The 15,786-nt window shown below is 43.3% G+C and carries 11 protein-coding genes and 1 pseudogene; 11 read left to right on the forward strand and 1 reads right to left on the reverse strand.

Annotated elements, in window-relative coordinates:
• Nucleotides 1–183: 183 nt before the first annotated feature.
• The 11 genes and pseudogenes from AC5JM2_RS30915 to AC5JM2_RS30965 all read left to right on the forward strand — a co-directional run bounded on the left by AC5JM2_RS30915 (nucleotide 184) and on the right by AC5JM2_RS30965 (nucleotide 12,207).
• Complete coding sequence (locus AC5JM2_RS30915; RefSeq protein WP_495839194.1) at nucleotides 184–1,758, forward strand: mechanosensitive ion channel family protein; 1,575 nt, start codon at nucleotides 184–186, stop codon at nucleotides 1,756–1,758.
• Nucleotides 1,759–2,025: 267 nt separating this feature from the next.
• On the forward strand, nucleotides 2,026–3,210 hold the full coding sequence (locus AC5JM2_RS30920) for a chorismate-binding protein (RefSeq protein ID WP_495839196.1): 1,185 nt from the start codon (nucleotides 2,026–2,028) through the stop codon (nucleotides 3,208–3,210).
• A 2-nt stretch (nucleotides 3,211–3,212) separates the two neighbouring features.
• The gene (locus AC5JM2_RS30925; RefSeq protein WP_495839198.1) at nucleotides 3,213–4,211 is read left to right on the forward strand and encodes an aldo/keto reductase; all 999 of its coding nucleotides are present in this window, start codon (nucleotides 3,213–3,215) and stop codon (nucleotides 4,209–4,211) included.
• A gap of 69 nt (nucleotides 4,212–4,280) precedes the next feature.
• Nucleotides 4,281–4,943: an isochorismatase family protein gene (locus tag AC5JM2_RS30930; RefSeq protein WP_495839200.1), complete on the forward strand. Its 663-nt coding sequence runs from the start codon at nucleotides 4,281–4,283 to the stop codon at nucleotides 4,941–4,943.
• A gap of 409 nt (nucleotides 4,944–5,352) precedes the next feature.
• Nucleotides 5,353–6,072, forward strand: a complete 720-nt coding sequence (locus tag AC5JM2_RS30935) for a tetratricopeptide repeat protein (protein ID WP_495839202.1) — start codon at nucleotides 5,353–5,355, stop codon at nucleotides 6,070–6,072.
• A gap of 81 nt (nucleotides 6,073–6,153) precedes the next feature.
• Nucleotides 6,154–6,417 (forward strand): annotated as a pseudogene (locus tag AC5JM2_RS30940) (Uma2 family endonuclease); the annotation flags it as partial.
• A 238-nt stretch (nucleotides 6,418–6,655) separates the two neighbouring features.
• Entirely contained in the window at nucleotides 6,656–7,366 is a 711-nt protein-coding gene (locus tag AC5JM2_RS30945; RefSeq protein ID WP_495839204.1) for a tetratricopeptide repeat protein, read from the forward strand.
• Nucleotides 7,367–7,416: 50 nt separating this feature from the next.
• Nucleotides 7,417–8,112: a hypothetical protein gene (locus AC5JM2_RS30950; RefSeq protein WP_495839205.1), complete on the forward strand. Its 696-nt coding sequence runs from the start codon at nucleotides 7,417–7,419 to the stop codon at nucleotides 8,110–8,112.
• Nucleotides 8,109–11,009: a CAAX protease gene (locus AC5JM2_RS30955; RefSeq protein WP_495839206.1), complete on the forward strand. Its 2,901-nt coding sequence runs from the start codon at nucleotides 8,109–8,111 to the stop codon at nucleotides 11,007–11,009. The genes AC5JM2_RS30950 and AC5JM2_RS30955 overlap by 4 nt, the downstream gene beginning before the upstream one ends.
• A gap of 138 nt (nucleotides 11,010–11,147) precedes the next feature.
• Nucleotides 11,148–11,744 carry a MarC family protein gene (locus AC5JM2_RS30960; protein WP_495839208.1) on the forward strand — a complete coding sequence of 199 codons (597 nt, stop codon included), beginning with the start codon at nucleotides 11,148–11,150 and terminating at the stop codon, nucleotides 11,742–11,744.
• A 172-nt stretch (nucleotides 11,745–11,916) separates the two neighbouring features.
• Nucleotides 11,917–12,207: a nucleotidyltransferase family protein gene (locus AC5JM2_RS30965; protein WP_318560684.1), complete on the forward strand. Its 291-nt coding sequence runs from the start codon at nucleotides 11,917–11,919 to the stop codon at nucleotides 12,205–12,207.
• 404 nt (nucleotides 12,208–12,611) lie between these two features.
• Here AC5JM2_RS30965 and AC5JM2_RS30970 read toward each other — a convergent pair whose 3' ends face one another.
• Nucleotides 12,612–15,533: an NACHT domain-containing protein gene (locus AC5JM2_RS30970; RefSeq protein WP_495839210.1), complete on the reverse strand. Its 2,922-nt coding sequence runs from the start codon at nucleotides 15,531–15,533 to the stop codon at nucleotides 12,612–12,614.
• Nucleotides 15,534–15,786: the final 253 nt, after the last annotated feature.

Below are 15,786 nucleotides of genomic sequence, written 5' to 3' on the forward strand. Positions count from 1 at the left end.
TGTCACAAAATATTTAAGGCGTTGCTGAATCAAGATATGAATTTTAAAATTCCCATTGATGTAGAGACGTTGCATGCAACGTCTCTACAAGGTTACAGGAAAATGAACATCGTGCTACAACCATAATTCATTCCCAAATTCAGCAACGCCATATTTAAATTGACTTAAATTATATGTCCAGACATGAACATAGCAATAATCTTGGCTGAAGTCAGCTTTGTAGTGTTGGTTTTCCTCTTGGTGAACTGGCTTTTTAACAAGTTCTCTAAGCGACTAACGAAAGTTTCAATGCTTAGGAACGAGGAAAGGAATATCAAAACTGTGCGGCGAAGCATAACAAAGGTGCTGCTACTTCTTTGTTTGGTGCTGTGTATACTGATTGTCGGTTTGAATGGTTTTCTGATTTATCGCGGTGAAAATCTTCAGCAATACACACTGGGATTGATTTACCGTGTGCCACCGCAGTTCTGGATAAACTTAGGAATTGGCATCCTTCAAAGCATTGGGACTTTGATAGTGGCGGGGATTGTTATAAAAGTTGTTCATTATGTCCTCAATATTGCTTCAATTCGTGCCAAGAATTTTGAACAAAACACTGCCGACGATCAAAGCATTGATCGTTTCTTTCGCGCCCTCAAGAAAATTGTCAGTAATGGGATATGGCTGTGGGCTTTGATTTTGTCTGCTCAATATCTCAAACTCCCAGCAGTTGTTTCTGAGTATCTGTATATCCTACTGCGGATCTATCTAATTGTTGGCGTTGGGCAAATCATACTCAAAGCAGTCAATGCGATTATTGATACCTTAGACGCCCTAACCATTAGATACACAAACCCTGACAACATCCTTCAGTTTTATGATCGCTTCAGACACCTGATTCCGTTTTTCAAGCGATGTGTTGAATCTGTGATTTGGATCTGCATCGCAACCTTAGTTGTCCAGCAGATACCCCTGAGTGCCAGCCTAGCACCTTGGGGTGGCAAATTTGTGCAGATCATCGCCATTGTCTTCATTTCTCGTATACTTATCGAGGTAAGCTACTTGCTGCTTGAAGAGGGGCTGGCCAACGCTGAAAATCTGAGTGAAATTCAGAAGCAGAAAAATTTAACGATTATTCCTCTATTCCGTAGTTTCTTAAAATACTTCATTTACTTCGGTGCTGGTATATGCGTACTCTATGCCCTCAACATCGATCCCACTCCCATACTGGCGGGTGCTGGTATTGTTGGTATAGCTGTGGGTTTAGGGGCACAAAATTTAATCAATGATATAGTCTCTGGCTTCTTTATTCTGTTTGAAAACTATTACTTGGTAGGTGATTACATTGAAGCCGGGAAAGTGCAAGACAGAAATGTTGAGGGGATTGTAGAAGCGATTGAGTTGAGAACGACTCGGGTCAGGCATCCTAATGGTCAATTGCAGATTATTCGCAATGGGGAGGTTGGTTCAATCACCAACTACTCCAAACAGTACATTTATGCGGTGGTCGAAGTTAGTGTCGCTTATGACTCCAACTTAGCTGATGTGTACAGAGTAATTGAGGAGGTGGGAGAGCAGTTAAAAACTGATTACCCAGATATACTTGAGGCCACACAGGTGGATGGAGTGGAGAATATTGGAGAGTCTCACTTGTTGCTGCGTACACTGACAAAAGTTAATCCTGGAAAGCATCTTCAAATCCAACGCGTTCTGCGTAAGGTTTTGATGAGTACCTTTATCCAAGAAGGTCTCGCAACTACCGCTCGCGCTGGAGGCTAATTTTTATAATTTTTAGAAAAACAGGACTTACGCAAACAAACCTAGTTTCTACCAAAAATCGTCTGTTTTGCAACCAAAGACGAACGAATAAACCGGGTTTCACAGCAGATGGTGCGTAAGTCCTAAAAATTACAGCGGTTTTCAATTGGGTGGAATATATCAAAGGGTTCAGCAACCGCGAATGAATAGACCCAGAACGCGATGTCCTAAGGGCAGTGCATATCCTATCCTTATTAACTCTATATTAACTTTCAAGGATTCTGTAAAATGTGGATTTGGCATACTCAAACAACATCCGTACGATGTGAATCACCATTGTTAACTCTTGAGGTAGTGCACATTGATTGTCAGTTAAAGGTAACAGCGCATGGCGCTGTTGAGGAGTTGAGGAATTATTCCAGCAATGCAAAAACTCTGGGTGAACTGTTAGTATGTCTAGACAAGTGGCTTGAAGAGCACAATCTTACCGCTTCAGGTATTGTAGGGTCCGAGTGCAAATCTCTTCTAGACGAAAAACTCGATTGGGTAACGGATTCATTTCTCATTTCGGAACAAATTCGAGGAGAATCTCTTGTTTTTGTGATACAAGCAGGAAATGCTGAAAAATTCCTTCCTGATGACGTCATCAACGACAGTTTGCCTAAGTACGAAAGCAGAAATCATCTCCTAATTGACGAGCAGACACTTAAAGAGATCAATAAAGTAGTCACCCAGGGATTGGAAATTCGACAAAAGTTGGATATTGACCATTTGGTTGTATCAGTACCCATGACAGTATGTGTTAATGCTGATGAACTGGTTAATTCCTGGCTCTATTGTGTTAAAACTCTCTTTCCTCAGGGATTTTTAATGAAGAGTCACAACTGGGATCTCATAAGCTGTACACCGGAGCGCTTTATTTCTATTGCTGACTCAAAACTTCAAGTTCAAATTCTTGCTGGAACCTTCCAAAATGGTAAAGATTTCGACAAAAGTAGCTTAATGAATGAGCATCAAGCTGCCCGAAATGATCTCCAGTCCATTGTAGAAAACGTAGTTGGAAAACTTGAACTGACGGTGGACTCTGACTTGCTTGCATTTGACGAAATCACACACTTTCACTCAATGTTTGAAAAACCTTACCACAGCGATACCTCTATGCTCTCGACTCTGGCACATCTTACGCCTAGTCCGGCTACAGGAACACATGATAACCACGTACAGTTTGTGATTAAACAATTAGAAGGTCGAACTCGTGGTTACTATGGTGGTTGCTTTTTTCTGAGAACTCCCGGTTGTCTTGAAAGCCTGGTATCTATCCGTTCTATTTTCCATCTTGAAAAGAGCGAAGTTGGCGAGATGATTGTGGGAGGAGGGTTAAAGAAGGGATCAACTTTGAGTAGTGAATCAACGGAACTCATCTCAAAGGCTACTAGTTGTGCAAAATTACTAGGTGTCAAGTTAGGAAAGTGATAATGAACTCATTGCAAAAGAAAAGTCTGGGAAAGACAGGTCTTTTGGTGACTAGTCTGGGGCTTGGATGTACTTCCCTGGGAGGGCTATATGAGGATATGTCAGAAGAGCAGTCCTTTGAAGTAGTCCATCGCAGCCTAACGCTTGGATTAAACTTGTTCGACACAGCACCTTTCTACGGGTCAGGCAAAAGCGAAGAGCGATTGGGTAAGGCTTTAGCACAAATCCCTCGTGAAGACTTTATACTTGCTACTAAGGTAGGTCGTGTCTTGGTGCCAACTTTAGGTGATGATCGTGGCAAGAAAATTTTCGTCAATCCGCTCCCCTTTCGACCAGTCTTCGACTTCAGCTATGACGGCGTCATGCGCTCATTTGAAGAAAGCCTGATCCGTCTGAAGAGCGATCGCATTGACATTTTGCACATCCACGATCCCGACGACCATTACAATGAGGCTATTAAGTCAGCATATCCGGCTTTGGAAAAATTACGCACTCAAGGCGTTATCCGAGGTATTAGCGTCGGGATGAAGCAGTGGGAGATGCTAGTGAGATTCGCCCATGAGGGAGACTTTGACAGTTTTTTGCTAGCTGGTCGCTATACCCTGTTAGACCAAAGTGCAATGGGAGAACTTTTCCCCTTATGCATGAAGAAGAACATTGGCATTATTTTGGGCGGTACTTATAACAGTGGAATTCTGGCAACAGGGGCACAGCCAGGAGCTAAATATGATTACGCAGATGCTCCATTGGAGATCCTTGAACGAGTAAGTCGTATAGAAGCTGTGTGCGATCGCCACCAAGTTTCGTTGAAAGCAGCAGCCTCTCAATTCGCTTTGGCTCACCCAGCAGTCACGGCTATCATACCCGGTGCTGCAACACTAGAACAGGTGAACGAAAATTTTAGCCTACTAGAGCAGAAAATCCCTGATGACTTCTGGGCAGAGTTACAGGTTCAAGGGTTGATTAGTAAAGATGCACCGACACCGAAAGAAGCACTATAGCCTCATCATTGCCATCTAAGCAAAGCGCATCTATCAAACGAAATAAATAATTGTATTTGGAGGACTAAAATGAGTAAACTCAGTTCAGGTTGCCGTCCCTATGAATTACCTGGAATAGAATGTCTGCAACATAACCGAGTTCAATGGCAAGTTGCGCCTTCAAGAGCAGCACTGTTAATTCATGATATGCAGAAATACTACCTTAAACCTCTGTTGGCTAAAGGTGAAACACCGGGTAGACCTTTAATTGAGAACCTAAAGGTAGTAAGGGAAACTTGTATCGCGACCGATATACCTGTCATATACACGGTTGGTCGTCCCTGTGAGCATGTTGAAGAACGTGGTTTGCTTTACGACTTTTGGGGAGGTGGGATGACGAATACAAAAGACAATGTCGAAGTTGTAGATGAAATTAAGCCTGACAATAACCGTGACCATATCATAGTCAAGCACAAATACAGTGCGTTTTACAAAAGCAATTTGGCAGATATCTTGAAAACTTTGAAAAAAGACCAGTTAATTATCACAGGTGTTTACAGCCATATTGGCTGCATGGCTACTGCACTTGATGCTTTAATGAGAGATATACAGGTTTTCTTTGTTGCGGATGCAGTTGGAGATTTTTCACTCTCATTTCATATGTCTTCAATTGCCACTGTAGGTAATTGCTGTGGACAGATTTACCTAACCCGGATGCTCAAGGAAGCTCTTTTCTCCCCCTTTTTTGATTAGTCAGCGCAGGTATATCTCGTGTTGCAGTACCTGTGGCAGGATGAAAAGGGGGTTACGGAATTAGTCTTTCACCAACTATGAGAACTTGTAAATTAGCTTGTCATCTGAGTTGAACTACTTTCTCGCGAAGCGAGCTATTTTTATCTAGAGTATGATATTTGCAATGCGATCGCCTTTAAGCACCTTATTACCCAAAGTTTCTACTTTGAGTCCGCCTGTTGCCGGAGGAACAAGCTTGGCAAAACAAGGGCGATCGCTTCACATATAGACAAAGATATTTCATCTAGCACTAATTTTTGAAAGTGGAAATTTTAGGTAAAATGTTCTCAACGGCATATGCTGACTCTACTTGATGCTGAATATGCTTCCCTAAAACCATTAACGATAAATTATTCAGGTAATGTGGGTTATGAACCTGAAAAGTCTAACTTATTCGGTATTTGCTAAACCTCTTATTTATATAATACTGGGGTTTTTATCTATTATTGATACATTACCATTAGTATTAGCCGATACTACAGAACCGCCAAAAAATATTGATTCTGTTATTACTGACCATAGCTTCTCAGCGTTACCCCAGAGTCATAGGAGATTACAGACCAATTTTATACTAGCACAAATAGGCGATCGCGACGATCAAGAGCGATCGCGCCTCATTCAAGAAGCAAATGTTTTTTATGGTCAGGGGAACTTCGCAGCTGCAGAGGAAAATTTACGCAAGTTAACTAAGAAATTTCCCAAAGATGCTTTTGGACACTATCAACTAGGGAATGTCCTTTATCAACAAGAAAAAGCCGAAGAAGCAATTGGTGAATACAAACAAGCCATTCGTCTCAATTCAAGCTATGCTCTTGCTCATAATGCGATGGGCATTGCTCTTGCTAGCCAAAGCCGCTGGGAAGAAGCTATTGCAGAGTTTCAAAAAGCACTAAAAATTAACCCAGAATATGCTGATGCACTAGCAAGTCTAGGACAAGTGCTGTGGCAAAAAGGCAACCGAGATGAGGCGTTGACATCTGTGAACAAAGCTTTGAATATTTTTAAGGCACAAAATAGACCTGATAAAGTTTACCAAGTTCAACAGCTTTTACAAAAGATGAAAACAACCGAAGATCCTTCTGTGTCATAAAAAAACTCTTTGGCGAGATGCCAAAGAGCTTGAGAATAAGACTTGCTAGAGTTTTATAGGAGCAGCAAATTCAAATTATGCAACGAACGAGGACATTACCTGATTGCGCCATTGGCGGTAGAATTAGGAATCTGGCAAGGGCGGTATCAAAATGCAGACCTACCTTGGTTACGATGGTCGGATGCACAGGGAAATTTACTTCCTTAAGGTGAAGAACGCGCTGAGGTTGAACGACAAAAGGCTGAAGTTGAACGACACAAGCGCGAGACAATTGTAGAGAAGTTACGCTCCCTGAGTCCTGAACAACTCGACGCTTTGGGAATTGATCCCAAAATGTTGGATTAAGATAAACTCCTTCAAACAGTGAACAGTGAACAGTTAAAAAGTTAGGGAGATTGAACACGCCACATCTGGGGCGTCAGCATCCCCGCTCACTCTTAGTGGCTCCCCAACTGAAGTGTACAACGCAGTAGTTGTTGGGGTTTTAGAAAGGCACGTTTCGGGTAAGAAATTTCTTACCCGAAAGCTGCCGCCCCAACAGAGCACTACACTGATAACTGATAACTGATAAAGGAAACTCAAAATGAAGGTGTTCAAACCAGCAAAAGTAAAGATAACCAGTGGAATTTGTGCATCTTTATTCTTGAGTTTTGCTCTCGGTACACCTTTAGCCAGTGCAGCCAATACCGCTGGCGACTATCGACAATTAGGGCTTTTGTATCGTCAACAAGGACGGCTACCTGAAGCAATTACCGCAATGGAAAAATCTGTGGAACTCGAACCCAAAAATCTTATGGGACGAGTTAATTTGGGTTGGACATTGCATTTAGCTGGACATGATCAACAAGCCGCACAATCTTTATGGCAAGCAATATATCAAAAGCCTACCTTTGTTCCTGCGTACAATGCTTTGGGAATTGTCTATCTGGTTGATAGCAACTTAACAGCAGCAGTTCTAGTTCATACTTTGGCAGCAATTCTCAAGCCAGATAATGAAATTGCCTATTTTAACTTAAGTTTAGCCTTGGATAGATTACAAATTTATAACTTAGCTATTCTAACTGCCAACCGTGCTGCTATTCTTGAACCAAATAATCCTCACCCTTTAGTTGCGAGTGCGATCGCCTATTGGGATAGTGGTTCACAAAATACCGCCAAAAAAGTTTATACCAAGGCTATTTACCTAGATTCCCGGTATAGCGATAGAACTTTTTTGGTTAACCTCAAGCAAGCCGCTTTTAGTCAAGAGCAAATAAAAAAAACAGAGTTAATACTGAATTTTAAGGTGAATTAACATACACTATAACAGCTAAAACAGTTATAAGCTTTTTTATACCATTTGCCATGACACAAACTGCCCTCGACAGATTTTGGGAGCTTGCAGGTGGGGCGATAGCCCTCAACCCGGAAGCCTTTAATCTGATTCAAACCCTACCCCAAGCTTCAATAGCAGCGTTATACATTATACTCGTTGCTGGGTTTTCTCAAGCTGTAGGTCAGGGGACGGTACTATTCATTAACCGAGTCAGACCACTTCGCTTTCTTCTGAGTCTATTCATTTCATCTGTGTTATTTGTATTCACCGTGTTATTTTGGGGTTTAAGTACATGGCTGGTGAGCTTTATACTATTTCATGCTAATATCCCCTATGACATCGTGTGGTCTACATTAGGATTCGCTTACGCACCGCTGATATTGAGTTTTTTAGTAGCATTGCCTTATTTGGGTGTGGCAATTCAAGTCTTGCTTTCTATTTGGACACTGTTAATATTTGTCATGGGCTTGCGTGTCGCCATTGGTATTGGTATTTGGCAAGCGCTGTGGTGCGGTGTGTTGGGATGGGTTGTCTTTCAGATTGTGCAGCGCACTATTGGACGACCAGTTGCAATACTTGGCAAGTGGCTGTCTAATACAGTGGCGGGAACACACTTGGTGACAGATATGCAAGGAGTAGAACAACTTCTGCAAGCAGGACCGCAGATATTACGTAGGATCAACCAAAATAATACAGGTGATAAAGGAGACAACACAAGAGTATGAATGTGAAGCGAGTGAGCATATTTTTAGGAATTGTTTTCATTGCCGTACTTTGTACTGTACTCTTTCCGGAACTGAGTCATCTGTGGTTAGGTTGGTACAACGCTTTGGGAGGTGCGTTAAAGCTAACAGTCGATTTGTTGCAAATTAGTTTTATAGCCATCCTTTTTGCTGGACTCCTAGCACCCCTCGAAGCCTTGGGTTGGTGGGCTGGTTGGTATGGTGATAAAGTTGATACTAAACTCAACCTAGGAATATTAGAACAAGAAATTCCACCGCAAACGAATGTTGTTCGTTATGTTATTTACCTTGATGGCATTGGTCAAGCTTCATTCAAGTACTTCCCAGATGGCGATCAGTTTTTGCATGAGTTAGCGATCGCTTTACCAAATAATATCGTGCTCATTAAAGGAATCATCCCTTATTCAGTCTTCAATCGACCACTGACCGAAGGTGGAATACTTTCGCCCTTTTGGCGCTTCGCTGAACGACGCAGTCAATCCAAGAATGGTAGTATATTCAACGCTTTGCTCACTTTAGCGATTAATATTCGCAATTTGCTTGTTGTTGCGGTTTCTGCTGACCAGCGCTTCGGACCAATTTATAATCAAGGTACAGCGCAGGTTATGTACAATAGCCTGATTAACCACGGTTACAAACCCGGTAGCGCAGTCCCAATTACACTGATTGGTTTCAGCGGTGGTGGACAGATAGCAATGGGAGCACTTTCTTATCTCAAGCAAGCACTAGACAAGGCACCTATTGAGGTCATTTCTTTAGCTGGTGTAATCAGTGGAAATACTAATGCACTATTGGCGGAACATCTTTACCATCTCGTCGGTGACAAAGACCCAGTTGAGCGCTTAGGTCCGATTTTGTTTGCAAAGCGGTGGAAAGTCTTCTTCTTATCCTACTGGAACCGTGCAAAACGGCTAGGTAAAATCAGTTTTGTTTCACTCGGTCCAGTCGGTCATATGGGCGCGGGGGGTCCTTTAGATGCCAATAAATTCTTAAGTGATGGTCGCAGCTATCTGCGTCAAACAGTTGACATCATATCAGGAATTTTGCGAGACGAGTATCCCTACAATGAAGAACTCGTGATCACAAAGCTTAGCAATTACGAACGGTATCGAGAAGCTGCGTTTAATCGACCAGAATACTATCCTTTAAATCAGTCGGTCAACACAGAATTTTATGAACCAATCGCCCCTTGGATGGGAAGACTAATTTTACCGCCTCAAGATCAACGTGAATCAGGTGTTTTGTTTGAAGTGCATCACGCAGATGCGAAACACAAACATCTAGTGGGACAAATTGTGTATTTGCAATGGATTGACGATCCCGAATCAAAAGTATCAGTTCAGTCAACCAAAAAGGATGTTCACTTCAACGCGGAAGCACTATACAACTACACACGGGGGAAAATTGTTCCGATTCGGATAAATCACTGGCGTCAGGTGACACCATTGGAGTCGCTAGCTGGTTCAAGACCGAATGATGATATAGTCGTGAAGCTGCGCGAGCCGATTGTGATGGAACAGAATGGGAAAATCACCCTTTCCATTATCAGTGAACCGGTGCAAATTTCTGGACGCTTTTACGGATTAGTTAAGTTTTTGCAGCCCATCCAGCCAGGAAGTGAACAGTTCCGAGTTATACATTTCAATCGTGCTTCGCGTAAGTTTAACTCTGTTGAGGAAGTCGTGCTTTTGCCTGAGGTGATTCCTTCTGACCAAAACATTTCTTCATCAACCAAGGATGGTCTGGAAAAGTCTCCCCTGAACGAGACAGGCTGGTATATTTACGGTGCAAAAAACGCTGCCGGAATGTTTGTTGTGCAGGCGATCGCCCCCCGTGCTTTGTTGCGAGTCCAACCCCGAGAGGTGGTTGTTGGCAGAAAACTAGCGATGGAATTTCTCAAGAAACGCTCGTGGAATAATATCATCACAAAGAAAGGACAAATACAATCTGTGCTTTTGAATCGCAAGAGTAAAGATATTCCGCAAGCAGTGTCCAAATGGCGTGAAGGTGAGTGTGCTTTGCTTCTACACGTTTATGGCGGTATTGGCGGCAAAAAACGAGAAATCGCAGCGAAAGGCCCTGTTTACTTTGGTCATTGTGCCTATGGAGTGGCAGAAGTGGTGCGCGAACCCCTGACAGGAGAGTTACGCTTTGAGATTGAGTATCACCAAGTTTATTGTCACAACGTTGATGGGCTGATTGCAGGAACGCTTTCTTGGACTCGTTATATGGGCGATCGCCAGTTTGGTTGGTTAGGAATTCGCCCCGTTTGCGATACGCTGATAAAATTAGATGCTCTGACAAATGACTACGATGCCGATGAAGTCAAGCGTACACTGTTGGGAGTTTTCATCCGTGAGTTGGAAATCATGACAGCGCGTTACCGGATTGGAGATGGGATGGGTGCAACTTATGTCGGTCCTGCAAACAACTGTGCTCAAGATTCTAACCAGGCATTATATGCAGCGATTAAAGTTATTCAGGCTGCGATTCAATTCGATGCTAAAGATATTGCGTATGCGATCAAAAATAATCCGGAGTTTAAAAACTGGTTACTTCGTCATCCTGAATATGCGACTAGTTTTAAGCAGTTGGTGAAGTTAGACAAAGCGATCAGACATGATCTGTTACCCTTTGGGATAGCACGAGCTGACTGGGAGGACTCTTCTACTACAACTATAGGCAGTTCTCTTGAGGACAGTCCTCTACAACAAATCTTGAAAGCTTTGGTGAGTTGGCGAAGCATTTTGCCACGAAAAGCCAGTGATAGCGTGACTGATATATTTCATAAACAAGGAGCGTCCTTATGGATACTTAGCACTAGCCAGGTAGGTAACTCAGATCCAGAGATTGCGGCGGTCGCTCCTCTTACCTTTTAAGATATTACTACTTCTTTGGCTTCACGAGCATCGATCATAACTCATATCATCTGGCTTTTGGTTTCACCTATTTAGTTATAGGAAACTAAAGCGGATTTGAGGTAATTTTTTAGAACAACTAATAAATTATGATCTGCTGTGAATATCTCGATTCTCGTAAAAACGTTTATTGCTGTCTTTGTTCTTGCAGATGCAGTTGGTAACATACCAATACTTTTGGTTCTTACTAAAGGCATGGAACCAGACAGCAGAAGCAGAGTTATAGATAAAGCCATAGTCGTAGCTATAGCAGTGCTTTTACTCTTTGCCTTTGGTGGTCAATTTATATTACGTTACTTGGACGTCAGCTTGGGATCTTTGCGAGTTGCTGGGGGGCTACTGCTGTTGTTGATTGCTTTACAAATGCTTCAAGGAGACTTAGATACACCCGTTATTGATCAAGAACGTGATGTTGCAATTACTCCTCTTGCCTTGCCACTGCTAGCTGGACCAGGTACTCTGACAACAGTCATGCTCTTGATGTCGGAATCTCCCAGTCCACATCTTAGCGTCATCGTGGGTATTGTCGCGGCAATGTTTGTCACTTGGTTGATTTTGCGTTTGGGGAGTGGTATCGACAAGTGGATTGGCGTGGAAGGAGAAGTTATTATCACCCAGCTTTTAGGTTTTTTGCTAGCAGCACTGGCGGTGGAAATTGGCAGTACTGGAATTAAGGAGTTGTTTTTCACTAAGTGAACTGCCCTAGAATACACAAAACTTACACACGAACAAGGTAACTATAGTCATTGCGACCGAAGGGAAGCAATCGCAACCCGCTCTTTTAAAGTAGCGCGTGCGTAAGTCCTAATACAGCCAGTGCTATCGTACAAGCAGAAAATGCTGATTTCGGTACTTGGAGAAAAAAACAATGAAGCGCGATGAGGTTTTAGCAATTGTCGCAGCTCATCGGCAGCAGTTGCAAGCAATGGGGGTAAAATCTTTAGAATTGTTTGGTTCGGTGGCACGGGATGAAGCTGGTCCAGATAGTGATGTAGACTTTCTGGTAGAGTTTGACCGTCCAGTGGGATTGTTTGATTTCAGTAAGGTACGGCTCTACTTAGAGGATGTTTTGGGGTGTTCGGTAGATATGGGAACACAAGATGCTTTGAGGGAACATTTAAGAGAACCTGTTCTTAAGGATGTGATTCGTGCTCTTTAGAGAATGGTGGCTTCGTATTTAGGATATTTTAGGCGATCGCACCCCGGTGGCTGATCCGTACCATCGCGTTAGGTGAGGGAAAGAAAACGAACCGCGAAGGCGCGAAGGACGCCAAGGAAGAAGGAGAAGGAGAGAACTTTCCCGCGCTTACCCCCTCATCTGCTCTGGTATCATGTTCACTTGAATACTTGTCATTGCGTTAGCGCAGCGTGCCCGGAGGGCATACGGAGCGATAGCGGAGTGTAGACGCGTTTGCGCAGCGCCCCCTTAGGGGCTAGCGGCTTCCCGATAGCCGTAAGGCGTGGCGTCAGCCATAGGGTAGCAATCTCAAGCCCTCGCGATTGCTTCGCTGCACTTCGTTGCGCTCGCAATGACATATCGTAAGTAATTAGCCAGACATGATATCACTCCAGCCCCAACTGCTGCTTTAACGCTTTTGGCACCTCCAAAGCTTTCTCCAACCCTTGCACATTCTCCCACCTTGTATATTCATCCCACCAGATATCTCCGAAAATTTCATCGCTGAGGTATGCGCCGCTGAGGTCTGCGCCGGTCAGGTCTGCGCAACTAAGGTCTACGCCGCTGAGGTTTGTGCCGCCAAGGAATGCGCCGATGAGGTTTACGTCGCTGAGGTATGCGCCACGAAGGTCTGCGCGGCTAAGGTCTGCGCCGCCAAGGAATGCGCCCGTCAGGTTTGCGCCCGTCAGGTCTGCGCTGGTCAGGTCTGCATCGCTGAGGTTTGCGATGCTGAGGTCTGCGCCGCTGAGGTCTGCACCGCTGAGGTCTGCGCCGATGAGATTTACGCCGATGAGGTCTGCGCCGCTGAGGTCTGCGCCGCTGAGGTCTGCGCCGCGAAGGTATGCGCCCGTCAGGTTTGCATCGCTGAGGAATTGCCCAACTACATTGTTAAAATTTCCGAACTTAATACAATAACTGTAGTTGATGATGGCAAACAGTTGGTCTGTAAACTCAACTTCTTCATCCAGTTGACCAGATGGATAGAAGTGAACTTGTTTTTTAAGATCATCTCGCTCTTGAGCATATCGATGCAACTCCAAAAGCAAAATCATCACATTCAAACCAGCATATACATCTACCTGGCGCTGACCGGTCTGAATTCCGTGTTTCTGCAGTTCTCGCGTCTTTTTCTGGGGTAAAGTTTCCTCTGGAGTGTCAATAAATTCCCCCTCGCACCAACGATGATAAAAACTTTCTAACCTTTGGAATAACTGCACTGGTCGAAATTCATCACTTGCTCTCAGCAATCCCATCAGATATTCCACAATTTCTGGTGTGATTCCACCGTAGCCGAGTAAATCATAAATTTGCTCGTGCAGTTTCTGCTCGTCAGTATTGAAAGTTTTTCCCCGTCTACCTGGTTCTGTCCATTCTTCCAAACTTTGTTTCAGTCGTTCAGCACAAAGAAATTCTCCAAAACTCTTGTGGAAAAATTCAACTCCACCGCTGGTGTGAGACTTGAGATAAAAAGCACTCAATGCGGTTTTCAGCGCTTCTTCTCCCAGTCCTTTTTCTGCTGTTTCAATTAATTGTCTCGCTTGGTCATCTTGCTGTAAGCGTGCTTTCACCATCTGCATGGAAGCACTTTCTCCCCCGGACTGCACGACACACAGTGCAGCTTCTGCTAACAGTCGCCGTAATGCTTCTGGGTTTTGTTTGGTCAGTTCATAATTTAAATCAGGGTGGCGGGAGTCTGAACGTTGTTTTGTCAGTACCCAATCTAATGCTTGTTCATAAACTAAAATTTTCGCTGCTGTATCGGTGGCTTGCTCAAATTTGCTAATATCTAATTTGTCATCTCGATGCATAGCCGCCAACATATACAGCAAGAGTGGCTCTTTTGCCAACTCCTTAACTTGCTTGGGACAACGGTTATTTTTTTGTAAAAACTGCTGAAATGCTGTACTTTTATCTGTGTTGAAAAGCTTTCGCCAGTTAGCAAACCACTGGTTTTGCAATTTGTCATCCATTTCGGCAATTTCCACCCGTTCCAGATTCGGTGGTAGGCGGTCAATGCCATGCAAAGCCATTGCTCTGCCTGTAATTAAGACTCGATGTTTGTCTTTATTCTCGTTATAATCCGATAAAAATTTGCCTACTTGTCTGAGAAATCTTTCGACACTTTGGTTATTGCTGCGTTCAATTCGTAACTCATCAAATCCATCTAAAATAAACAAAAACCGCTTGTGAGCATCAGTCAGCCAGCCATCATCGCTTTGAGCGAAATCATACTTTATTCTTGAGCGCAAGGTTTCTTCTAAACTCGGCTGAAATTCATCGATATCGCGCAGGCGAATCAAAATTGGTGTCCACATCGGATGTAAATACTGCCGCACCCAATCAGCAAACATCCGACAAAATACACTTTTCCCTCTTCCTGGTCCACCTTGAAGAAAGATGACTTGCTCTTTATTCTTTTGGTCTAGGAGAATAGTTTTAGCCCAAGTTTCTAAATCAAATTGCGCTGAATTATCATCTATCTTACCATTTTTATCAACATTTCTCGCCTTCAGCGGTACATAAATATCTCTAAAGGAAAAGGTTTCATTAAATACTGCTTCATCTGGTTTTGGAGCAATTTGTTCTTCTAGATACTGGTCGATGCTGTCGTTTTTTCGCAGTGCTTCTAGTTCACCATTGGGATATAATTCTGCTAGTGGTTTGACGGAATCACCTGCTTGTAACAATGCGTCAAAAAAGTGACGATCGCTATTGCTGGCAACTAAGTTAGCAAATATCAGCGCTTCATTTTCCCTTGCTCCTATTTGTTGCAACCGTGCTGATAAGACTTGATTATATTCTTGCGCTAATTGTGAGTCAGGGAAAGAAACGATTGCTCGCCTGGTAGCTTTAGCATCTAATTCAAAATCACCAAGTTTTTTCAGCTGCTTTCTTACCGCTTCTGTCTCAGCTTTGCTATTCCAATCAGCTAATATACTTTTGTTTTGTGGTAAAGATATAATTTCCTTGAAACTTTCAAGATATGCTGCCTGACTGAGCAAAGTTACGCATTCTTCCAGGGTTGGTTCTTTGCGAGTAATGTGGCGATACAACCTGAGTATAGCTATGGCAATGGGCACAAAAGGTAAGCCTGCACCCACCACCTGCGCTGTTGGTGAACATAAGACTTCCAAAAGAGAAGAAGACTGTTCTACCAGAGGTTTCAACAGTTCCAAGTTTTTACCTTGCTCTTGGAGGGTTTTTGCCCCTTCCAAAACTGCCTTGCTAGACTCAGCTGTTGTCTCTAACGTCTCGGTTGAAAATAATTCCCTAAAACTTTTCCAAATTTGCGATAAGCGCTTTCTCATGCGCTAACACCTGTATAATTACTGACAATACAAGTTATAACATAACGCAAATTTGATAAAGCTTTTCTCGTTCCCTGGCTCTGCCAGGGAACGAGGAACAGGCTAAAAGCCCCCTTTTTAAGGGGGTTGGGGGATCTGTTCTCAATACTTTTCGGTTAAAGGGGAAGGGGTAAAGGCAAAGGGGAAATAGCTTAGTTTTCATCCCTTTTCCCTTTCACCTTTTCCCCTTAACCAAGAGGTATTGGGTTGGGGG

The sequence above is a fragment of the Brasilonema angustatum genome (assembly GCF_059505445.1).

Bases quoted from the DNA above. Each gene is read 5' to 3' on its own strand.
- AC5JM2_RS30925 (WP_495839198.1), top strand. From the start codon at position 3,213: ATGAACTCATTGCAAAAGAAAAGTCTGGGAAAGACAGGTCTTTTGGTG.
- AC5JM2_RS30955 (WP_495839206.1), top strand. From the start codon at position 8,109: ATGAATGTGAAGCGAGTGAGCATATTTTTAGGAATTGTTTTCATTGCC.
- AC5JM2_RS30950 (WP_495839205.1), top strand. From the start codon at position 7,417: ATGACACAAACTGCCCTCGACAGATTTTGGGAGCTTGCAGGTGGGGCG.
- AC5JM2_RS30970 (WP_495839210.1), bottom strand. From the start codon at position 15,533: ATGAGAAAGCGCTTATCGCAAATTTGGAAAAGTTTTAGGGAATTATTT.
- AC5JM2_RS30935 (WP_495839202.1), top strand. From the start codon at position 5,353: ATGAACCTGAAAAGTCTAACTTATTCGGTATTTGCTAAACCTCTTATT.
- AC5JM2_RS30930 (WP_495839200.1), top strand. From the start codon at position 4,281: ATGAGTAAACTCAGTTCAGGTTGCCGTCCCTATGAATTACCTGGAATA.
- AC5JM2_RS30965 (WP_318560684.1), top strand. From the start codon at position 11,917: ATGAAGCGCGATGAGGTTTTAGCAATTGTCGCAGCTCATCGGCAGCAG.
- AC5JM2_RS30915 (WP_495839194.1), top strand. From the start codon at position 184: ATGAACATAGCAATAATCTTGGCTGAAGTCAGCTTTGTAGTGTTGGTT.
- AC5JM2_RS30945 (WP_495839204.1), top strand. From the start codon at position 6,656: ATGAAGGTGTTCAAACCAGCAAAAGTAAAGATAACCAGTGGAATTTGT.
- AC5JM2_RS30920 (WP_495839196.1), top strand. From the start codon at position 2,026: ATGTGGATTTGGCATACTCAAACAACATCCGTACGATGTGAATCACCA.